Below are 20,630 nucleotides of genomic sequence, written 5' to 3'. Positions count from 1 at the left end.
CGGCGTCAACGCAGCGGTTCCCAAGGATTCGGCACTCGATGTATAGGCGAGGCTGGAATCGCTGCGACGCCGCGTCGTCGCACGGCGCCGCGGCCCGCAAGGCCACCGCGTGCGTGGACCGCGGCCCGAGCTCAGGAGACGGAGCATGCCCTACATCGAAGGCCGCATCGTCCACGATGCCGACTCCCACATCATGGAAACGCCGGAGTGGCTCGATCCGTATCTCGATGCGCGCGTCCGCGAGCGCATGCCGCGGCTGGCGCTGTCGGCGGTGCGCCCGGGCGAGCACAAGCTGATCGACGAAGCCCGCGCCCGCCACGCCGATCCCGACTACCGCGCTGCCGACGCCGAACAGATCATGCTGCGCAAGAACTGGAGCGCCACCGGCTCCTTCCTGAAGGAAGACCGGCCGCGCGCGCTCGACCTGCTCGGGTTCGCCACGCAGCTCGTCTTCAACACGTTCCTGAACAAGTATCTGAACGAGCTCGAGCACCGCGCCGACGTCGAGGTCGCCTACGGCGTCGCCGCCGCGCACAACCGCGCGATGCTCGACTTCTGCAGCGTCGACTCGCGCCTTCTGCCCAGCTGCTACGTGCCGCTGGCCGATTTCGAGCTCTCTCGCCGCGCCGCCGAGCAGGCCATTGAGATGGGCGCCAAGGCGCTGCTGATTGCGTCCGCGTGCCCGGCGCGTCATTCGCCGAGCCATGTGGGCCTGTTTCCGGTCTGGGAGCAGGCGGCGGAGGCGGGAGTTCCGATCCTCTTCCACGTCGGCGGCGGCGGCACGCTGCTGGACCCGATGTACTTCGAGAACGGCCGGCCACCGATTCCGGATTTCCATGGCGGCGAGGAGAACTTCCGGTCCGTCGACTACATGGCGATTCCCTACCCGCCCATGCAGACGCTGGCCACGCTGATCTTCGACGGCATCCTGGACCGCTGGCCCGGCCTCAAGTTCGGAGTCATCGAGCAGGGCGCGTCGTGGGTGCCGGGATGGATGCGCTCGATGGACTCGGCGGTGGCGGCCTTCGCCAGGAACGAAGAGCGGCTGCGCAAGCTGTCGGCGCTGCCGAGCCAGATCGTGCGGCGACAGGTGCGAGTCACGCCGTATCCGGCCGAAGACGTCGGCTGGATCATCTCGCAGGCCGGGCCGGAGGTGTGCCTGTTCTCCTCGGACTATCCGCACGTCGAAGGCGGCCGCAATCCGGTGCGGCGCTTCGAGACAACCATTGCCGGCCTGGACGAAGGAGCTCGTGACAGGTTCTACCGGGCCAACTTCGAGGATCTGATGGGGCGCGCGATGCCGGCGTAGATCGGCAGGCGCGGCGTCCGCTCAGCAGCCGCTGCCCCAGTGGCTGAGGCACCCGCTGCCCGGCGCGCAGCGGCCGGCATCAGCCGACGCGGCGCAAAATCGCCTCGTCCTTGCGCGGCGGCATCCCCATGCCTGTGGTGGTGACGCGCACGCGACGGATTCGAAAGCCGCTGCGCGGCAGCGCGGGAAGGCGCGAGTAGTCGATCGACAGATCCTGGTCGGGCACCTCGTAGCTGAGGTTGCGAGCCAGCAGGCGCGTCGCCGTCTTCATCAGCTCGACGGTGACCTGCTCTCCTGCGCAGCGATGGCCGCCGTGCGCATCGCCGCCGCCTTGGGGAACGAAGCGGAAGATGTCCGGCTGCACGTCCAGGAAACGTTCGCCGTCGAAACGCTGCGGCTCCTGCCACAGGCGCGGGTCGTGCTGGATGCCGTACAAGTCGAGCATCACCCGCCGTCCGCGCGGGAACGTCATCCCCTGCCACTCGAAGCCGTCGCGCACGCGCGCTCCGACGGCAGGGAAGAAAGGGTAGAAGCGCCGTACTTCCTGGACGAACGATTCGACCAGGTCGTGCTCGCCGGCGGCGATGCGCAGGCGGCACTTGGGATGCTCGTACAGCGCCAGCGCGACGAACGTCAGATAGACGGAAATGGCCACGGTCGGCCGCAGGATGTTGAGCAGCTCCACGCCGGCGATCCTCGGCGGCAGGAGCTGGCCGTCCAGCTCGCGGTGCGATGCGATGCGCGCGACGATGGTGTCGCCGCCGTCTCCCTCGCGTCGCGCCTTGTCGATGATGCTGGCCGCCCACGCATCGGACTTCCTGCGCGCCAGCCTGGCCCACCAGTGCTTGGGTCCGACCGCGCCGGCCTTGTCGAAGAGCGCGGTCAGCTCGCGCGTGCGGGCTTCGACTTCATCCTCGGGCAGCGGCACGCCAGCCCACGCGCACACGGCGCGCGTCAGGATGCGCTGCATCTCGTGGTAGAGGGTGATCGAATCCTGCGACTTCCACGTCGCGACCTCCTTCTGCCAGCAGCGCTCGAACTCCGCCGTGAGCGCGGAGACCGCCTCCGGCGCCAGCAGCCCGAGGAACATCTCCTTTCGGTGCCGGTGCGGCTCGTCGTCCAGGCCCTGCACGCCGCCCTGCCCGAACAGCGTCTTCTGGATCCTGCCCGGCGCCGCGCCCTGCCGCAGGAAACGACGGTGGTCGTAGAACAGCTCGCACGCAGCCGCTCCGGTCATGCAGATGATCTTCTGGAACGGCAGCGCCACTTCGAAGACGTCGGCGCCCACGACACGCGCACGCTCGGAGATGAACGTGTAGGGATTGCGCGCCATGTGGCGCACGGCGGCAAGCGCACTGTCGCGAGGGATGGCAGCCATCGTTGCAGGTCGCCGCGGCGGCGACCGTGGAGAAGGATAGGGCGGCGCGCCGGCAAAGCGACGCGAACGTGCCTCAGCGGAGGAAAAAAATGCGGCGCTACGGCTCGACGATGATCTTGGCGTGACGGTCGGGGTGCGCCAGCTCCTCGAATGCGCGCGGCACCTCTTCCAGGCCGACGCGCCCGGTCACCAGTGGGGTCACGTCGATGCGGCCGTCGGCGATGTGGCCGAGCGTGGAAGCGAACTCCTCGGGCGTGTAGCCGAGCACGAACTGGAGCGAGAGCTCCTTCTGGATGCCGAAGATGGGCTCGATCGTGTCGCTCTCCATGCACACGCCCACCACGACCACGCGCGTCTGGCGCATCGCTCCCGCCAGGATCTGGGCGAGCACGCCAGGCACGCCCACGCACTCGAAGACCACGCCGGGACGCAGCTGCGGCCCCAGGCCCATCAACGTCAGCGGTGAGTGAGGGTCGACCTTCTCGGGATTGGCCAGATCCTCCCAGCGCTGGTACGGCGATTCGACCGCAGGATCGACGACGACGTCGGCGCCCATCTTCTGCGCCAGGGCGCGTCGCGCCGGAGAGAAATCCGCCGCCACCACCGGCGATGCGCCGGCCAGCTCGAGCGCAGCGATGACGGCCAGGCCGATGGGACCGCAGCCGAGCACGAGCGCGACATCGTCGGGCTGCAGGTTGGCCTTGGCCACGGCGTGCACTCCCACGGCCATCGGCTCGGTCAGCGCAGCCCGATGCGCGGGCAGGCCGTTGGGTACGGGCAGCAGCAGCATCTCGGTCAGCAGCATGCGCTCGGCGTAGCCGCCGGGGAGATCATTGGAGTAGCCGATGGTCTGCAGGCCGCTGGCGCCGATGGCGATCGGCATCGCGCATACCGTCGTCCCGACCGGCAGCGGCTGCGAAGAGCCGGCGCCGTAGTCGAGGATCTCGGCGCAGAACTCATGTCCCATGACGATGTCGCGAGAGGGATCGAGCGCGAAGGGCGAACCGGCGCGCTTCTGCGTGCTCGCCATGCGCTCGAGGTGCCTGGCTGCGTGCAGGTCGGAGCCGCAGATGCCGCACGCCAGCGTCCGCACCAGCGCCATGCCCGGCCCGGGCTCGGGCTCCATGACGTCGTCGACGATCAGCTTGCCGCTGCGCAGGACGACCGCACGCATGGGCGGACACTACGCCCGGCGGCCACTGTTGACGAACGCGAAGGCGGAGGCAGGCGATGGCAGCCACGTTCCATGTTGCGAGCATCACCGGGCACGCGTGCCACCAGGCTTGCTTGCCGTCCTCGGCTCGCTACATTGCGCACACCCCTCGCCGCTTTGCGTGCAACGGGAAGGAGGACCCCATGACCAGCGGCCGGCTTCGTTGCGGAATCTTCCTCGCGCCTTTCCATCCGGTCGACGAAGACCCGACGATGGCCATCCGGCGCGATATCGAGCTGGTGGAATGGCTCGACCGCATCGGCTTCGACGAGGCCTGGATCGGAGAGCACCACTCGGCCGGCTTCGAGATCATCTCTTCGCCCGAGCTGTTCATCGCCGCCGCTGCCGAGCGCACCAGCCGCATCAAGCTCGGGACCGGCGTGGTCTCGCTGCCCTATCACAACCCGCTCATGGTGGCCGACCGCATCATCCAGCTCGATCACATGACGCGCGGTCGCGTGATGTTCGGCGTGGGGCCGGGGCTGCTGCCCTCCGATGCATTCATGCTCGGAATTCATCCGTCTCAGCAGCGCGAGCGCATGGCGCAGTCGCTCGACGTGATCCTTCGGCTGATGGCGGGCGAAACCGTCACGGAGAAGACGGACTGGTACGAGTTGGTCAATGCCCGCTGTCAGCTGCTGCCGTACACCAAGCCGCGGCCCGAGGTCGCGGTGGCGAGCACGGCCACGCCGTCGGGCGGCCGCCTGGCCGGCAAGTACGGCCTGGGAATGCTGTGCGTGGCCGCGACCACCAACTCCGGCTACGACGTGCTCGGCACCAATTGGCAGGTCGCCTGCGACATCGCTGCCGAGAACGGCCGCACGATGGATCGCAGCATGCTGCGCGTGGTGGGCCCGATGCATCTGGCCGAGACGCGCGAGCAGGCTTTCGAGGACGTGAAGTACGGCTTCGAGAAGTGGCACGGCTACTTCGTCGGCATCAATCCGACCGCCAACGCTCCCGAATTCTACGCCGCCGATCCTCTGGCTGCGATGACCGAGTCCGGCTTTGCCGTGGTGGGAACGCCGGCGGATGCGATCGCGCAGCTCGAGAGGCTGCAGGCGCAGACCGGCGGCTTTGGCTGCTTCCTGTTCCTGGCGCACAACTGGGCGAGCTTCGAGAAGACCAAGAAGTCGTACGAGCTGTTCCAGCGCCAGGTGCTGCCGCACTTCGAGAAGGCCAACGCGGTGCGCGTCGACTCCCTGGCCTACGCCAAGAACAACGCCGGCGAGCTGATGGGCGCGGCGATGACCGCGGCGATGGAGATGATCCAGAAGCATCAGGAGGAAACGGAGGCCAAGAAGGCGGCCGCCGCCAAGCCCGCGGCGTGATGCCGGCGACGCGGCCGGCGCGCCGGCCCGCCGCGGCATTCGCGCGCCGGGCACGGCCGACGCACCGGCTCGGTGATGCCCGCCTACGTGCGCGCGCGGTGCACAACCTGCAGCACCCGATGCCGCTCAATCCAAGAATTCCGGTGACTTGACGGCCTCCCCGCCCGTCGCGGCCGATTACGACGCAGTGCGACGTTGCACATCGCTCCCGTTTTCGGAACCATCGGCCTCTCGGGTGGTTGGGCTGCGGCTGGGAACCGGGCATCCCTCCTCTCGCCGCCGCAAGAACGCGGTCCGGCGACAGGCTCGGAAGGCGGGGAATCTATCGTGGATATCTTTCAGAAGTGTCGTGACTACACGCGGGCGGACTCTCTGCGCGATGCCGGGGTCTACCGCTACTTCCGCCGCATCGGCTCGGCGCAGGATCCGGTGGTGACCATCGACGGCCATCGCCTGATCATGCTGGGCTCGAACAACTATCTCGGTCTGGCCAACCATCCCGAAGTACGCGCCGCTGCCGCAAGGGCGGTGGAGCAGTACGGCACCGGCTGCGCAGGCTCGCCGTTGCTCAACGGTACTCTCGAGCTGCACGCCGAGCTCGAGGAGCGCCTGGCGACGTTCATGAAGCGTGACTCGGCGCTCATCTTCTCCACGGGCTTTCAGGTCAACGTCGGCACCCTCTCCTCCCTTCTCGGACGCCACGACATCGTCTTCCTCGACAATCTCGACCACGCCTGCATCATCGACGGCGCGCGGCTCGGCCTGGCCAAGATCGTCAAGTACCGCCACAACGACATGGGCGATCTGGCCGACAAGCTTTCGCGCGTCCCGGACACGTTCGGCAAGATGATCGTCGTCGACGGCGTCTTCTCGATGGAAGGCGATCTGGTGCGACTGCCGGAGGTCGTCGAGCTCAAGCGTCGCTACGGCGCCCGCTTGATGGTCGACGACGCGCACGGCATCGGCGTGCTGGGCGAGCACGGGCGCGGCACTGCCGAGCATTTCGGCGTCGAAGACCACGTCGACCTGGTCATGGGAACTTTCTCGAAGTCGCTGGCCGGCGTAGGCGGCTTCGTCGCCGGCGATCGCGAGGTGATCGACTACATCCGGCACAACGCGCGCACGCACATCTTCTCGGCGGCGATGCCGCCGGCCAGCGCCGCCGCCGTTCTTGCCGCGCTCGCGATCGTCGAGCGCGAGCCGGAGCGCCGCCAGCAGCTCTGGGACAACACGCACTACATGAAGCAGGCCCTCGACGAGCTCGGATTCGATACCGGCGACGCCGCCTCCCCCGTCATTCCGATGGTGGTCGGCGACGACTTCACGGCCTTTCGCATGGTGGCCGAGCTGCACGAGGAAGGCGTGTTCGCCAATCCGGTCGTCTCGCCGGCAGTGCCGCCGGGGCGCGCCATGATCCGGACCTCGTACATGGCCACGCACACGCGCGACCATCTCGACGAGGCGCTGGCCGCGCTCGAGGTCGTCGGCCGCCGCGCAGGCGTGCTGGCCGACCGCGAAAAGCGCTCGGCATAGCCACCGCTGCGGCGGCAATCCAAGCGGCTCTCGCCGCGCTCGATGCAAGACGGGGAGAGGCGACGCTGCCTGCGGCGGGGGAGGTCCCGCCACGCCGAGGTCTACGGGGGAGAGACCTCGCTCGTTTCGCGGAATGCGAACAGCCGAGCCGAGTGCTCAGGCAGCGTCGCCCGTCGTGCTCGCCGCCAGCGGTCGAAGGTGAAGCGGCGAGGAAGACCGGCTTTCGAAGTCGCGGAGTCTAGCGCCGTGGTCGCGGGGAAAACCACGCATTTCTTGCGTCTTCCGCGCACGAAATGCGTTGTCTGCCGCTCTGCCGACGCATCCTCCCGCCCGTACGGGGCGCCTTTAGGAACGATAGCGGTGGTCGTCAAGGTGGGCGAGGCGGCCGCGCCGGCGGCGGCGGCAGTCTGGCCCACCTTCACGGACACGCCGTCCACGCTGCCGGTCGTCCTGCGCCGTCGGCGGCGCTAGCGGCTTCGGCCGCCGATGCCGGACGCGCGGCGGTCGCAGCTACCGTGCGACCTCCTTGAACGTCGTCGTACGCTTCCAGGCCCCGTGCTCCTTGCCGTCGACCTCCACGTACGCCTTGGGCAGCGAGTTCAGGGCGATGCTGCCCTGCGGCGGATCGAGCATGATGTCGCGCCCACGCGACCAGACGACGCGTCGCTCGTCGAGGTTGCCGAAGTAGTAGTCGACCATCTTCGCATCCTCGCCGAACTCGCCCGTGGGTGTGGCCGCCGCCAGGAGCCTGGCGTTCTTTTCCGTCTTCTCGACGTTGCCGTGGTAGAGGTCGGCCAGCGAGACGTCGACGCTGAGCCAGCCGAGCTCGGGCAGGAAGATTTCGACCCAGCAGTGCGTGCCGGCGTCCTCGCGCGATCCGGCAAGCTGCTTCTTCAGCAGCGAGCCGTACACCATGCGGGCCGGGATGCCGGCCGCGCGCGCGAGCGCGATGTAGAGAGAATGGAAATCGGCGCAGTTGCCGCTGCGGGTGGAGAGGCAATAGACCGCGCTGCCCATCGGCGAGGGTTCGTAGCGGTCGGGCTCCTTGGCCCAATAGTCCACGTTGGACAGCTCCCAGTCGTAGATCTTGCGCGCGATCTTCAGAGGGTTCTTCTCGTCGCCGACGATCTCACCGGCCAGCTTCTTGATCTCGGGCGTGGCCGGAATGTACGTGCTCGGCTCGAGCGCGTCGCGATGCTCCTTCTTCTCGGCCGCGTTGAGCGGTCGCGTCTTGGCAGCATCCAGGTCGCCGAGAATCTCGCTGCGCGTCAGCTCGAACTGCTGATGCACGACGACCTCGCCGGGCCGCGGGCGCGACAGCTCGAAGTAGCCGATCTCGTTGCCGTGCGAATCGCGGCCGACGATCATCGCCGGTCCGGCGGCTGCGGGAGCGGCCTTGCCCGGCCCGCCTTCGGCGCTCGCCGCGTCGGTGGCGGCCCCCTCGCCGCTCGACGACGCTCCCTGCACCTGCGCAGCAGCGGGCGCCGATGCGGTTCCTCCGGGATCCAGCTTCGTGACGAGGTCGTCGATTTCCGATGCCGCATCCTTCTGCGGCATCGGCAGCCATATGCGCACGCGAAGTGCGCCCTCGGGGATCGTCACGGCAAGGCGGCTATCGACCGCGTACGTGGCTTTGCGCGGCTCTGCAGCGCCGGCGGCCGGGAGCGGGAGCAGCAGTGACGTACAGGCGACGAGGAACGGCAGCGTATGAAGAGTTCGGCCAGGTCCGAGGTGGTGCATGAGCCGCAGTATGAAGCGGCAAGAGACCGCCGCAAGTACGGCGTGCCGCTTCGTTGCGACGGCACGCACGCCCGTCCGCCGGCGTTCGTCCTCTGGCGCAGGCTGCGCCTTTGCGGTAGTCAGCCGCCACGATGGAGATCAACGGCATCGCCCACACCTTCGTCACGACCAGCGACTTCGCTCGCGCCCGCGCGTTCTATTCCAAGCTTCTGCCCTTCCTCGGCATGAAGGCCGTGCTGGACGTCGACGGCTGGTACTACTGCGTCGGCGGACGAACGGCTTTCGGCGTGCGCGCCGGTGACGCGCGCTACGCCGGCGAGCGCTTTGTCCAGGAGCGCGTCGGGCTGCACCACATCTGCTTCCGCGCTCGCGAGCGTGCCGACGTCGACGAGTTGCACGCGTTCCTGCAGGAAATCGGCGCGACCATCGTCCATGCGCCCGAGGAGGGCGCGTGGGCGCCCGGCTACTATTCCGTGCTGTTCGAGGATCCCGACGGCATCCGCCTGGAGATGAACCACGTGCCGGGAAAGGGCCTGCTCGCCGAGTAGCACCAGGCGCCCCAGCGCTTTGCTTCCGCCGCCGCTTCCCTCCAAGTTTGGCGCGTGAGCCCGCTGCGCCTCGACGAATACGAACAGCTGGCGCGCCGCCATCTTCCCGAGGACGTCTTCGACTACTTCGCCGGCGGCGCGTGCGATGAGCGCACGCTCGCCGACAACCGCTCCTCCTTCGATCGGTTGCGCCTGCGCGGCCGCGTTCTGCGAAGCGTCGAAGACCGCAGCCTGGAGACGACGGTACTCGGGCAGCGTCTTGCGATGCCGCTGATGGTCGCGCCGGTGGCGTTCCAGCGCCTCGCCTACGAGGACGGCGAGCTGGCCACGGCCAAAGCGGCGGCGGCCGCTGGCTCGCTCATGATCCTGAGCACTCTGGCCACCGCCTCGATCGAAGAGGTCGCGCAGGTCGCCAATGGGGCGCTGTGGTTCCAGCTCTACGTCTACAAGGACCGCGGTCTGACTCGCGAGCTGGTGCGCCGCGCCGAGCAGGCCGGATGCGGCGCGCTCGTGCTGACGGTGGATGGGCAGGTGTGGGGCCGTCGCGAGCGCGACATCGCCAACAGCTTCACGCTTCCCGACGGCCTCTCGCTCGCCAATCTCGCCGGCGCCGGACACGGGCGTCTGCCGCACGTGCAGGGCTCGGGTCTTGCCGCCTACGTCGCATCGCTCTTCGACCCTGCGCTTTCGTGGGACGCGGTGGCGTGGCTGGCCGCGCAGACGACGCTTCCGGTGGTCGTCAAGGGCATTCTGCACGCAGACGATGCGCGGCTGGCCGTCGCCCACGGCGCCAGCGCGGTCTTCGTCTCCAACCACGGCGGCCGTCAGCTCGATACGGCCGCCGCCACGCTGGACGTGCTCGGCTCCGTCGTCGATGCCATCGACGGGCGCTGCGAAGTCTACATGGACGGCGGCGTTCGCCGCGGCACCGACGTGGTCAAGGCGCTGGCGCTTGGGGCGCGTGCCGTGGCCATCGGACGTCCGGCGATCTGGGGATTGGCGGCCGCCGGCGGCCGTGGGGTGGCGCGGGTGCTCGCGATGCTGCGCGAGGAGATCGACATCGCCATGGCGCTGTGCGGCGCCTCGCGGCCGCACGAGCTCGGCCGCGACGTGCTGCTCTGAACGGCACGCGAGAAAGGAAACCCATGCAACGACTCGAGGGAAAGGTCGCGGTCATCACTGGCGGCGCAAGCGGCATCGGCGAGGCCACGGCACGCCTGTTCGCGCGCGAAGGCGCGCGCCTCGTCGTCGCCGATGTGAACGACGAGCGCGGGCAGCGCCTCGCCCGCGACATCGGCCAGGCCGCCGTGTATGTGCACGCCGACGTTTCGCGCGAAGAAGACGTGCATGGGTGCATCGACGCCGCGGTGCGCAAGCATGGGCGCCTGGACGTCGTGTTCAACAATGCCGGCTTCGGCGGAACCATCGGTCCCATCGCCGAGATTCCGGTCGAGGAGTACGACGTGACCATGAACGTGCTCGTGCGCGGCGTGTTCCTCGGCATGAAGCACGCCGCGCCCATCCTGGCCGCGCAGGGCTCGGGCAGCATCATCAGCACCGCCAGCGTCGCAGGCCTTCGCGCCGGCTACTCGCCGCACATCTACAGCGCGGCCAAGGCGGCCGTGATCGCGCTGACGCGGACGGTCGCGATGGAGCTGGGCGAGCGCGGCGTCCGCGTCAACTGCATTTGTCCGGGCGCAATCGCCACGCCGTTGCTTGCCGGCGCATTCGTCGAGTCGATGGGAGGCGTGGCCAATCCCGAGCGCGAGGACGAGGCGATCACGATGGTCAAGCAGAGCATCGGCGCGATGCAGCCGATCCAGCGGCCGGGCCTACCCGAGGACATCGCCAACGCCGCGCTGTGGCTGGCCAGCGAGGAGTCGAGCTTCGTCAACGGCCACGCGCTCGTGGTGGACGGCGGCCTGACCGGCGGCACCATGTGGTCGATGCAGATTCCCTTCATGCGCGAGCGCCGCGAGATGAAGCGCTAGGAATCATGATCCTGACCATCTTCCGTTCGCGGCTGCGCCCCGAGCACGTCCACGAGTACGAGCAGACCGCGCAGCGCATCGAGGCCCTGGCGCGCACGATGCCCGGCTTCGTCTCCATCAAGACGTTCGCCGCCGGCGATGGCGAGCGCGTCTCCATCGTCGAATTCAGCTCCAGGGAAGCGCACGATGCCTGGCGCTCCCACCCCGAGCACCTCCGCGCGCAGGAGCTGGGGCGCGAGAAGTTCTACAGCTTCTACTCGATCGACGTCTGCGATCCGGTGCGGCGGTATTCGTGGGAGCTCGAGCCGTGACCCTTCCGCCATGACCGTCCTTCGCAGCGTCTGTGTCTTTTGCGGCTCCAGCTTCGGCGTGCGGCCGCAGTACAAGCAGGCCGCCGAGGCGCTGGCGCGCGAGCTGGCCCGCAGCGGCATCGCGCTCGTCTACGGCGGCGGCAACATCGGCTTGATGGGCGTCGTCGCCGATGCCGCGCTCGCGGCCGGCGTGCACGTCACCGGCGTCATTCCGCAGGCGCTGGCCGACAGCGAGCTGGCGCACTACGGCGTCAGCGACCTCCGCGTCGTCGAATCGATGCACGCGCGCAAGGCGCTGATGGCCGATCTCAGCGACGGCTTCATCGCCATGCCCGGCGGCATCGGCACCTTCGAGGAATGGTTCGAGATCCTGACGTGGAACCAGCTCGGCATTCACCGCAAGCCTTGCGGGCTGCTCGACGTCGAGGGTTACTATCAGGACCTGCTGCGCCTGCTGGACCGCGCCCAGAGCGAGGGGTTTTACAAGGCCAAGCACCGCCGCGCGGTGCTGATCGCGGAGGAACCGGCGGCGCTGCTGGATCTCATGCGAACCTATGAGCCTGCGGCCGGGCCTTCGGTCATCGACAAGATCGAGACGTGACGTCGCTGCGCGCTCGTTGCGCCGGATGAGCCGCAGGACCCGCACGGCGGGTCGCCCACCGGGCCGGATGCCGTGGTCGACGCTGATGCCGAAAGCCGAGGCATGGAACGACGAGTTCACGGCACTGGCAGAGCAGCTGCTGCGCGGGCGGCTGCAAGGTCGCTACGCACTCCAGGACGCCTCGGCAGCCGCGAAGCCAGGGACTCTCGTCGTCAACATCCACGTCTTCATCCATTACGGCAATCGCGGCCTTCGATATGCCGGGGTCGGTGGAACGGGCGGCGTGGACTCGACGCTGACGGCGGTCGACGCCGCCAGCGGAGAGGTCCAGCTGCGAGCACATTCGCTAAGCGACCTGACGATGGGACTGTTCGGCGGCGACATGAAGTCGACGATTCGTGACAACCTCCGGAAGCTCATGTCCGATAGCGGACTTTAGCTGGATTCTTTCCCCCCGACCCCGTTGACGCCCCCGTAAGTAGCATTCTAGATGGCCTTACCTGCCGTCGGCAGGGCTATCGGCGCGCCGCCTGGCGCCATGCTTCCCCGGAGGGACCGTCATGCCGGCAACGTGTCGTCGTGCTTTCGTTTTTCTCGCTACGGTCTGTCTGGTCGCGAGCGGCCTGAGCGCCGTGGCCTTTCCGCCGGCGCCCCCCGATGACCCGCAGTTCGAGCCCGACGGTCCGTGTCCGGAGGCCGGGTTTTCCTGCGCCACGCCGACCGGCCAGTGGAACCTGCTCAGCTACAGCGCCAACTTTCCGCCGGTCCCGCACGCCAGCGGCATCTCGGCCGACCTTGCCTGGTCGGCCACGACCGGACGGCCCGACACGGTCGTCATGATTCTGGACTCGGGCGTCAACTACGACCACGTCGACCTTCGCAACAAGATCTGGCTCAACCGCGGCGAGCTGCCGGTGCCGGACGGCGCCGCATGCAATCCTCCCGTCGACGATCCGCACGACTGCAACGGCGATGGCGTCTTCAACGTGCAGGACTTCGCCGGCGACTCACGCCTCACCGACACCATCCTTCCCGGCGTCCTCTCGCGCAGCGATCTGCGCGTCTTCGAGGACGGCATCGACACCGACTCCAACGGCTTCATCGACGACATCTCGGGCTGGGACGCCGACGATGACGACGGCGACGAATACGACCACCGCGACTTCGGCCACGGCACCGGCCGCAACGGCTTCATCGGCGCGGAGACCGACAATGGCATCGGCATTGCCGGCATCTGCCCGGACTGTCCGCTGACCAATGTCCGCGTCGACGACACGTTCGTTCACAAGACCGAGGGCGCCGCCAAGGGCGCCGTGTGGGCGGCCGACCACGGTCACTCGGTCATCACGATGGCGCTCGGCGCCACCGGCGCCTCCAGCGCCACGCGCGCCGCCTTCGACTACGCCACGCGCAAGAATGTGCTGGCGGTTTCGGCGTCGGCCAACGAGTTCAGCTTCCACCACAACTTCCAGACGCAGTTCGACGACGTCATGGCCATCGGCGCCGTGGTGCCCGACAACGAAGAGCTGGTGACGACGTACCTTCGCAAGGCCAACTTCTCGAACTACGGCGCCAAGCTGGACGTGGTGGCGCCGAGCGACTCGCCCACGACCTCGCAGGGCGGCGGCTTCGGCGACTCCAGCGGCACCTCCTCGGCCGTGCCGCACGCGGCCGGCGTGGCCGCGCTGGTGTTCTCGCGCGCTCGCGAGCTGATCGAGGCCAGCGTGCTGGATGCGAGCGGGCTGGCGCTGCAGGACATTTCGGCGCAGGAGGTGCGCCAGATCATCGATCGCACCGCCGACGACGTCGTCATCGCGGACGATCCTTCCGGCCCCTACACCAATCATCTGGCCGAGGGCTGGGACCGCTACACCGGCTACGGCCGCATGAATGCGAAATCGGCGGTGGACATGGTCGCGCCCGGCACCATTCCGCCGGAAGCGGACATCAACTCGCCCGACTGGTTCACGTACGTCGACGGCACGGCCGCCGTCGCCTTCTACGCCAACGCGCGCTGGACCGACTCGTTCGATGTGGTGCTCGAGGTCGGCCAGGGCGTGCAGCCGACGACATGGACGCCGCTGCTGGCGGCGGACGACCAGATGAGCAACCCGGCGCTGTCGTCCGCGAGCATGGCCAGCAATTTCAGCTTCGACTGGGACACCACCGCGCTGACGCCTGGCGCCTACACGCTGCGCCTTCGCGTCACCGACGACCTCGGCAACGAGGGCGAGGATCGCATGCAGGTGTGGGTGCGACGGCCTGACGCCGATGCCCATGCCGGGTGGCCGCAGACGCTGCCGGCTTCGCTGGAATCGATCTCGTCGAAGCTCGTGGACCTGGACGGCGACAACAAGCTCGAGATCATCCTGTCCACCGCCGACGGCCAGGTGTACGCGTTTCGCGAAGACGGCAGCGTTCTGCCCGGCTTCCCCGTAGCGACCGACCCTCTTCCTGCCTTGCCCACCTGCTGCTCGCCCGCGTACGACGGCGAGGAAAGCAACGGTGAGGTGCCGGTGGTCGGCTCCTCGCTCATCGGCGGCGTCAGCGTCGGCGACATCGACGACGACGGCATGCAGGAGATCTGCTCGGGAAGCTACGACGGAAAGGTCTACTGCTGGAACGCCGACGGCGGCGTGCAGGACGGCTTTCCGGTCTCCACCGACATCGGCGCCACGCGCGATCAATACAGCGGGGTGCAGAAGCCCAATGCCAAGGGCGAGCCGGTGCTGGTGGTGCCGGCGCTCGTGGACTTCGACGGCGATCGCAAGCTCGAGCTGGTGGCGGGCGCGTGGGATCAGAAGCTCTACGTGTGGAACAGCGACGGCACGCGGCGCGCGCCCTTCCCCGTCGCGATCTACGACCCTGCCTCCAGCAGCGGCGTCAGCAGCAAGCGCCCCGAGTACATCATCTCGGTGCCGGTGGTCGCCGACATCGATGACGACGGCGACATCGAGATGGTGTTCGGCACCAACGAAACCTACGGCACGCCCAACATTGCCGGTCAGGGCGGCTCGGGCCGGCTCTATGCAGTGGACGAGCACGGCAGCATCGAGCCCGGCTGGCCGGTGGCGCTGCCGTCGCTGTCGCCGGACGCGGTGCCGCTGGTGGCCGAGGGCGTCGGAACCAGCCCCGCCGCCGCCGACATCGATGGGGACGGCACGCTCGAGATCGCATCGGGCCTGCTCGTCGGCGACGCCACCGTCTTCAACCACGACGGCAGCGTCTTCGCGACCATGAACGGCGCGATGGGCAGCACCGGCGCCGGCGGCGATGGCGACGAGGAAACGGCCGAAGGCGGGCTCGGCAAGCCTAGTGACGCGCCGGTGCACTACTACGTCGCCCATCCCTCCTTCAGCGACGTCGACCTGGACGGACAGGTGGACCTGATGGCCGGCACCGTCGGCAACGGCATCGCCGGGCTGGCCATCGGCTCGGGCACCCCTACTCCGTTCGATCACTACTTCTCCGTCTGGAACGCGGCCACCGCCGCGCACAAGCCGGCCTTCCCGCGCGTCGTCGAGGACTGGCAGTTCTTCACCAGCGCATCGGTGGCCGACGTCGACGGTGCGCCGGGTGGCCTGCCCGAGATGCTGGTGAGCAGCGGCGGCTATTGGGTGCATGCGTTCAACGCTCTCGGCCTGGAGCCGGCGGGCTGGCCCAAGTTCACCGGGCAGTGGGTGATCTCGACTCCGCTGGTCGGCGACATCGACGACGACGGCGATCTCGAAGTCGTCGTCAGCACGCGCCTCGGCAACATCTTCGTCTGGGACATGGCCGGCGACGCCTGCGCTGCCGTCAACGACCAGTGGCGGACGTTCCACCACGACGAGCACAACACGGGAGCGCTCGGCACCGACACGCGCCGGCCGGCGCGTATCGACGATCTCAGCCTCGTCCTGGACCAGGGCAACGTCGTGCTGGCCTGGACGGCGCCGGGCGACGACGGTCGTTGCGGAACGGCTGCGTCGTACGAGCTGCTCGCCTCGGACGCGCCCATCACCTACGCCAACGCGAGCGCGGCCACGCCGATCTCGCTGCCCGCGCCGCAAGACTCCGGCAGCGAGGAGAGCACGACGTTCGCTCCGATGCCGGAGGAGAGGTTCTACGCGGTGCGTGCGGTCGATGAAGCCGGCAATCGGGGACCGCTGGCGCAGGTCGCATCGGTTCCGGATTTCGCAGTCCGGCGCGTCAGGATCGAGCGCTCTGCGATCACCGGCGAAGGCAGCCTCCTGGTCAAGCTGCAGGCATCCATCGATCTCGCTTCGCTTGGCCTGATCGGTCAGACGCTGTCGGTGACGCTCGCAGACGAAAGCGGCCCGTTCTTCACCGCTACGGTCGAGGCGGCCGACCAGGAAGTGCGCGCCAGCGGCACCAGCGCCAGGTTCTTCGATCGCAGCGGCACGCTCGCCGAGGGCGTGCGCCGCATGCGCGTTGTCAGCAGCGCCGCAGGACGGTCCTCGGTGATGATGGCGGCAAAGGATGTGGACCTCTCGGGTGCCGCCCCGGGTCCGCTGGTGGTCACGCTGGAGCTGGCGGGAATTCCCATGACGGCCGCGAGCGACCTGCGCGCCGTCGACGCGGCGATGACGAGGCTCGTCGCACCATGAACGTACGGACGCATCCTGCTCGGCCGCACCGTTCCGCTGCCGCCGGTGACGATCGCCGTGCTCGACGGTGCCCTGCCGCGGAGTCGTGCGGCGCCGGCGGCAGGTGGATCCTCAGGACGGCGGCTGCTCAACCGGAAGCTTGTAGATCTTCGCGCGCACGCGATAGCAGGTACTGATCAGGTCGGGATACTGCTCCTTCACGATCTTGACTGCATCGGCGCCGATTCTGCATGCATAGGTACGCAGACGCTGCTTGTTGCGGCCCACGTCGCAATCCTTGGAGAAGCCCGTCTCACCGAGACCCATTTCCGCCATGAGCAACGCGCCTGCGGGCACGACATCCTCGGTACCGAACATCGTCGGGTTGCAGTAATGCGGACGCGGCAAGGTTTTATACTCGCGCAAGTGGACGTTAGGGCCGCAGGCAAGGGCGCAGCAGGCTAGAAGCAGAGCAGCGAGCGCCGGTCGGATTCGCGTGATCTTCACAACCGGCACGATGCTCAGCCGCCCGACCTGATGCCAGTCCGGGACTGCAGCTTTCACACTTGCCCGCGACGAGCGACCAGGTCGCCTGCGCGGTCGCTCGTGCCACTGTCGGCGCTCCGCCCTGACTGGCGACAGCGCCGCCGCCCGCGGCCGGGGAGTTTGCCAAACCCGCCAAAAATCAGCATTGGACGTGCGCCATGGGACGAATTTTCGAGACCCGCAAGCACACGATGTTCGCGCGTTGGGACCGGATGGCGAAAGCCTTCACGCGCATCGGCAAGGAGATCGTCATCGCCGTCAAGGCCGGCGGCCCCGACCCCGCGAGCAACCCGCAGCTGCGGCGCGTGGTGCAGAATGCGCGCGCCGTCAACATGCCCAAGGACAAGATCGAGGCCGCCATCAAGCGCGCCGCGGGCAAGGACGTCGCCGACTACCAGGAGATCCTGTACGAAGGCTACGCGCCGCACGGAGTGGCGATGCTGGTCGAAGCGGCCACCGACAACCCTACGCGCACCATCGCGAACGTGCGCAACATCATCGCCAAGAACGGCGGCAACCTCGGGGCCAGCGGCAGCGTCAGCTTCCAGTTCAAGCGCATGGGCGTCTTCCGGCTCGACCCCACGGGCATCGATCAGGATGACCTCGAGCTGGACATGATCGAGCACGGCCTCGAGGAGATGGGCGAAGGCACGGGCGAGAAGGGCGAGCCGCAGCTCATCCTGCGCTGCGCGTTCACGGACTTCGGAAGTCTGCAGAAGGGATTGGAAGACCGCGGCATCAAGCCGCTGTCGGCGGAGTCCGAATACATTCCGCTGACGCCGATGGAGCTGCCCGAAGACAAGGCCAAGGACGTGCTCAAGCTGGCCGACAGCCTGGAGCAGGACGACGACGTCCAGAAGGTCTTCCATAACCTGGCATAGACCGAGCCGGCGGTGATGCGCTTCCTGGGCGTCGGCTTTCTGCTGCTTGCGGTGGCCTGCGGCGCTCCCTCGCGGGCGGTGGCCCCGCAGCTAGCGCCGACCGCGTCACAACTGCTCCCGGAAGCCGCCGCGCTACCGAGGGCGCCGATGCCCGTCGGGCCGATGCGCCGCATCTTCGTCGGCTCATGCCTCGACCAGAACCGCCCGCAGCCGTTCTGGAACGCGGTGTTCGCGCGGCAGCCCGATCTTGCGCTGCTCATCGGCGACAACGTCTACGCCGACGCTGCCAGCGTCGACGCACTGGCCGCGCACTACCGGCGCCAGCTTGCGCGGCCCGGCGTGCAGAGCCTGCTGGCAAGCGTGCCGCTGCTGGCGACCTGGGACGATCACGACTACGGGCTCGACGACGCGGGCGCCGACAATCCGCTGCGGCACCAGGCGAAGGAGATATTCCTGGCCGCCTGGGATCCGGACGCATCCGAGCAGCGGCGCGGGCGCGACGGCGTCTACGACTCGGTCATCATCGGTCCGCCCGGGCGCGCCGTGCACATCATTCTCCTGGACACGCGCACGTTTCGCAGCCCGCTTGCACGCGACCGGACGTGGGTGCTGCCGGTACGCGGCCGCGGGCCGTACGTAGCCACCGAGGACGAAGACGCCACCGTCCTGGGCGAAGAGCAGTGGGACTGGCTGGAGGAGGAGCTTCGCAAACCGGCAGCTGTCAGAATCATCGCTTCCAGCATTCAAGTGCTCGCGCAGCAGCATGGCTGGGAGAGCTGGAGCAACTTCCCGCGCGAGCAGGATCGGTTGATGGACGAAGTCGAGGACGCAGGCGATGTCCCGACCATCTTCGTCAGCGGCGACCGCCACCTTGCCGAGCTGTCGCGGACGACGCTGCCCAGCGGTCGCGTCCTGTACGATTTGACGACCAGCAGCCTGAACCGCCCGCTGCCCATTCATCGGCCGGCAGCCAACGCCAATCGTGTCGGCGGGGCCTTGACGAGTGCGAACTTTGGCGAGATCGAGATCGACTGGGATGCGCCCGAGCCGACGGTGGTGCTGCGGGTGCTGGATCCAAACGGCGTGGTGAGGATCGAGAAGCGCGTTGCATTTGCCGAGATGTAGCTGGCGATTGCGCCTGTCGTGAAGATGCCGACCAGTCGCTGAAGACCTTGCCGAGCACGCCAACTCTGCGGACGACGCGCGCTACGCCACCGCCTGCACCGGTCCGCGCGCCGCCGTAAGCAGCTCGTCGAACGACGCCTGCAGGCACTGCGCGTAGAAGCCGGGATCGGGCATCTGGACGCGGCATGCGGTCACCGCAATGCTGATGCGCCCCGAATAGCTGAATACCGGATGGATCAGGCCCATGCCGTCCATCACCGGCCCGAGCCCATAGAGCGACACCATGCGGGCGCCGGTGAAGTAGAGCGGAATCTGCGGCCCCGGCACGTTGGTGATGACGGTGTTGAGGATCGGTCGCACGCGGTTTGCGAGCCCGAGGCCGGTGTAGACGCGCGCGGCCAGGCCGGCGAGCATGCCGGGCAGGAACTGCGTGATGTCGGTCATGGTTCGCGCGCCGATGGCTTCGGCGGTGGCCTTGGAGCTGCGCGTGCCACGGTGCACCTTGGCCAGGCGTTCGAGCGGATCGGCGACATCCGAGAACAGCGTCACCGACATGGCCGAAATCTTGTTGCCGAGTGCGCCCTTCTCGGACTCGCCGCGCACCGAGATCGGAGCGATGGCGGCCAGCGACTCCTGCGGCAGCTCGCCGTGATGTTGCAGATAGCGGCGCAAGGCGCCCGAGCAGATCGTCAGCACGACGTCGTTGACGGTCGCGCCGGGAACGCGCCTGCGGATTTCGCGGATGTCCTCGAGGGAGAACTCGCGTCCTTCGACCACGCGATGCGGCGAGACGACGCCATTGAAGCGCGTGCGCGGCACCGGACCGGAACCTTCGACCTCCTCGCCGCCAAAAGGCCACAGCATGCTGGCGATGCCCGGCACGGTGCGGGCGATCGTTCGAGCGGCGCGGAACGGGTTGCCGACCATGCCGGTCGCCGCCTTGAGCATCATTTCGCTTGCGCTCGGGATCGGCTCGGGCTTCCACGCCTCCGCAGGCGGCAGCGGCTTCGCATCGGGCTCCAGATCGTGAACCGCGGCCGCGAGCTCGGCGCCGGCAACGCCGTCGATGGCGGCGTGATGGATCTTGGTCAGTACGCCGAAGCTGCCCTTGGGCACACCGGCTACAGAGTCCAGGCCTTCGATGACGTACATCTCCCAGAGCGGCTTGGACAGATCGAGGGGGCGCGCGTGAATGCGGGCGACCTGGATGCAGAGCTGGCGCCAGTCGCCCGGCGCTGGCAGCGCGATGTGCCGGACGTGGAACTCGAGATCGAAGTCCGGGTCCTGCAGCCAGTACGGATGGTCGAGGTCGAAGGGGACGTGCACCAGGCGCTGCCGAAAGCATCGCGCCAGGTGCAGGCGGCTCTGCAGGTTCTTGAGGATGCCGCGGAACGTGACCTTGCCGCCGGGCGCGGTGGATTGATCGTAGATCGCGAAGGAGCCGATGTGCGTGGGCGCGTTGGATGTCTCGAAGTACAGGAACGAAGCATCCAGTCCGCTGAGCTGTTCCATGGCGAACCTCCTGATCCGAACG

At 68.2% G+C, this 20,630-nt stretch carries 17 protein-coding genes; 12 read left to right on the top strand and 5 right to left on the bottom strand.

Going from position 1 to position 20,630, the window contains the following annotated elements; translation table 11 throughout:
• The first annotated feature begins 145 nt into the window (after window positions 1–145).
• Window positions 146–1,309 carry an amidohydrolase family protein gene (locus VEC57_13605; protein ID HYC00165.1) on the top strand — a complete coding sequence of 388 codons (1,164 nt, stop codon included), beginning with the start codon at window positions 146–148 and terminating at the stop codon, window positions 1,307–1,309.
• Between the two features lie 79 nt (window positions 1,310–1,388).
• On the opposite strand, the gene VEC57_13600 is transcribed toward VEC57_13605, so the two are convergent.
• Window positions 1,389–2,687, bottom strand: coding sequence for a cytochrome P450 (locus VEC57_13600; protein ID HYC00164.1), 1,299 nt, complete (start codon window positions 2,685–2,687; stop codon window positions 1,389–1,391).
• A gap of 97 nt (window positions 2,688–2,784) precedes the next feature.
• Entirely contained in the window at window positions 2,785–3,861 is a 1,077-nt protein-coding gene (locus tag VEC57_13595; GenBank protein ID HYC00163.1) for a zinc-binding dehydrogenase, read from the bottom strand.
• Window positions 3,862–4,043: 182 nt separating this feature from the next.
• Here VEC57_13595 and VEC57_13590 point away from each other — a divergent pair, with 182 nt between their 5' ends.
• Both VEC57_13590 and VEC57_13585 read left to right on the top strand, forming a co-directional pair.
• Window positions 4,044–5,231 carry an LLM class flavin-dependent oxidoreductase gene (locus VEC57_13590; protein ID HYC00162.1) on the top strand — a complete coding sequence of 396 codons (1,188 nt, stop codon included), beginning with the start codon at window positions 4,044–4,046 and terminating at the stop codon, window positions 5,229–5,231.
• Between the two features lie 327 nt (window positions 5,232–5,558).
• Complete coding sequence (locus VEC57_13585; protein HYC00161.1) at window positions 5,559–6,764, top strand: pyridoxal phosphate-dependent aminotransferase family protein; 1,206 nt, start codon at window positions 5,559–5,561, stop codon at window positions 6,762–6,764.
• Between the two features lie 510 nt (window positions 6,765–7,274).
• On the opposite strand, the gene VEC57_13580 is transcribed toward VEC57_13585, so the two are convergent.
• Window positions 7,275–8,366, bottom strand: coding sequence for a transglutaminase-like domain-containing protein (locus VEC57_13580; protein ID HYC00160.1), 1,092 nt, complete (start codon window positions 8,364–8,366; stop codon window positions 7,275–7,277).
• A gap of 269 nt (window positions 8,367–8,635) precedes the next feature.
• Between VEC57_13580 and VEC57_13575 the strand changes: the two genes are divergently transcribed.
• The 7 genes from VEC57_13575 (at window position 8,636) to VEC57_13545 (ending at window position 16,565) form a co-directional block, all read left to right on the top strand.
• On the top strand, window positions 8,636–9,052 hold the full coding sequence (locus tag VEC57_13575; GenBank protein HYC00159.1) for a VOC family protein: 417 nt from the start codon (window positions 8,636–8,638) through the stop codon (window positions 9,050–9,052).
• A 54-nt stretch (window positions 9,053–9,106) separates the two neighbouring features.
• Complete coding sequence (locus VEC57_13570) at window positions 9,107–10,174, top strand: alpha-hydroxy acid oxidase (GenBank protein ID HYC00158.1); 1,068 nt, start codon at window positions 9,107–9,109, stop codon at window positions 10,172–10,174.
• A 23-nt stretch (window positions 10,175–10,197) separates the two neighbouring features.
• Window positions 10,198–11,043, top strand: a complete 846-nt coding sequence (locus tag VEC57_13565) for a glucose 1-dehydrogenase (protein ID HYC00157.1) — start codon at window positions 10,198–10,200, stop codon at window positions 11,041–11,043.
• A 5-nt stretch (window positions 11,044–11,048) separates the two neighbouring features.
• Window positions 11,049–11,354 (top strand): antibiotic biosynthesis monooxygenase, encoded by a 306-nt coding sequence (locus VEC57_13560; GenBank protein ID HYC00156.1) that lies wholly within the window; start codon window positions 11,049–11,051, stop codon window positions 11,352–11,354.
• A gap of 10 nt (window positions 11,355–11,364) precedes the next feature.
• Window positions 11,365–11,955: a TIGR00730 family Rossman fold protein gene (locus VEC57_13555; GenBank protein ID HYC00155.1), complete on the top strand. Its 591-nt coding sequence runs from the start codon at window positions 11,365–11,367 to the stop codon at window positions 11,953–11,955.
• Window positions 11,956–11,980: 25 nt separating this feature from the next.
• Window positions 11,981–12,394 (top strand): hypothetical protein, encoded by a 414-nt coding sequence (locus VEC57_13550; GenBank protein ID HYC00154.1) that lies wholly within the window; start codon window positions 11,981–11,983, stop codon window positions 12,392–12,394.
• Window positions 12,395–12,515: 121 nt separating this feature from the next.
• Window positions 12,516–16,565 (top strand): S8 family serine peptidase, encoded by a 4,050-nt coding sequence (locus VEC57_13545; GenBank protein HYC00153.1) that lies wholly within the window; start codon window positions 12,516–12,518, stop codon window positions 16,563–16,565.
• 111 nt (window positions 16,566–16,676) lie between these two features.
• Here VEC57_13545 and VEC57_13540 read toward each other — a convergent pair whose 3' ends face one another.
• On the bottom strand, window positions 16,677–17,108 hold the full coding sequence (locus VEC57_13540) for a hypothetical protein (GenBank protein HYC00152.1): 432 nt from the start codon (window positions 17,106–17,108) through the stop codon (window positions 16,677–16,679).
• Between the two features lie 140 nt (window positions 17,109–17,248).
• Between VEC57_13540 and VEC57_13535 the strand changes: the two genes are divergently transcribed.
• Window positions 17,249–17,971: a YebC/PmpR family DNA-binding transcriptional regulator gene (locus tag VEC57_13535; protein ID HYC00151.1), complete on the top strand. Its 723-nt coding sequence runs from the start codon at window positions 17,249–17,251 to the stop codon at window positions 17,969–17,971.
• A 147-nt stretch (window positions 17,972–18,118) separates the two neighbouring features.
• Entirely contained in the window at window positions 18,119–19,096 is a 978-nt protein-coding gene (locus VEC57_13530; protein HYC00150.1) for an alkaline phosphatase D family protein, read from the top strand.
• 81 nt (window positions 19,097–19,177) lie between these two features.
• On the opposite strand, the gene VEC57_13525 is transcribed toward VEC57_13530, so the two are convergent.
• On the bottom strand, window positions 19,178–20,608 hold the full coding sequence (locus VEC57_13525) for a wax ester/triacylglycerol synthase family O-acyltransferase (GenBank protein HYC00149.1): 1,431 nt from the start codon (window positions 20,606–20,608) through the stop codon (window positions 19,178–19,180).
• Between the last annotated feature and the right edge of the window lie 22 nt (window positions 20,609–20,630).

The organism is Candidatus Limnocylindrales bacterium, assembly GCA_035626395.1.
Taxonomy (GTDB): Bacteria; Desulfobacterota; Binatia; order UBA1149; family CAITLU01; genus DASPNH01.
This window is presented reverse-complemented; position numbering and strand designations above follow the sequence as displayed.

Bases quoted from the DNA above. Each gene is read 5' to 3' on its own strand.
- VEC57_13605 (HYC00165.1), top strand. From the start codon at position 146: ATGCCCTACATCGAAGGCCGCATCGTCCACGATGCCGACTCCCACATC.
- VEC57_13600 (HYC00164.1), bottom strand. From the start codon at position 2,687: ATGGCTGCCATCCCTCGCGACAGTGCGCTTGCCGCCGTGCGCCACATG.
- VEC57_13595 (HYC00163.1), bottom strand. From the start codon at position 3,861: ATGCGTGCGGTCGTCCTGCGCAGCGGCAAGCTGATCGTCGACGACGTC.
- VEC57_13590 (HYC00162.1), top strand. From the start codon at position 4,044: ATGACCAGCGGCCGGCTTCGTTGCGGAATCTTCCTCGCGCCTTTCCAT.
- VEC57_13575 (HYC00159.1), top strand. From the start codon at position 8,636: ATGGAGATCAACGGCATCGCCCACACCTTCGTCACGACCAGCGACTTC.
- VEC57_13565 (HYC00157.1), top strand. From the start codon at position 10,198: ATGCAACGACTCGAGGGAAAGGTCGCGGTCATCACTGGCGGCGCAAGC.
- VEC57_13560 (HYC00156.1), top strand. From the start codon at position 11,049: ATGATCCTGACCATCTTCCGTTCGCGGCTGCGCCCCGAGCACGTCCAC.
- VEC57_13555 (HYC00155.1), top strand. From the start codon at position 11,365: ATGACCGTCCTTCGCAGCGTCTGTGTCTTTTGCGGCTCCAGCTTCGGC.
- VEC57_13550 (HYC00154.1), top strand. From the start codon at position 11,981: ATGAGCCGCAGGACCCGCACGGCGGGTCGCCCACCGGGCCGGATGCCG.
- VEC57_13545 (HYC00153.1), top strand. From the start codon at position 12,516: ATGCCGGCAACGTGTCGTCGTGCTTTCGTTTTTCTCGCTACGGTCTGT.
- VEC57_13535 (HYC00151.1), top strand. From the start codon at position 17,249: ATGGGACGAATTTTCGAGACCCGCAAGCACACGATGTTCGCGCGTTGG.
- VEC57_13530 (HYC00150.1), top strand. From the start codon at position 18,119: ATGCCCGTCGGGCCGATGCGCCGCATCTTCGTCGGCTCATGCCTCGAC.
- VEC57_13525 (HYC00149.1), bottom strand. From the start codon at position 20,608: ATGGAACAGCTCAGCGGACTGGATGCTTCGTTCCTGTACTTCGAGACA.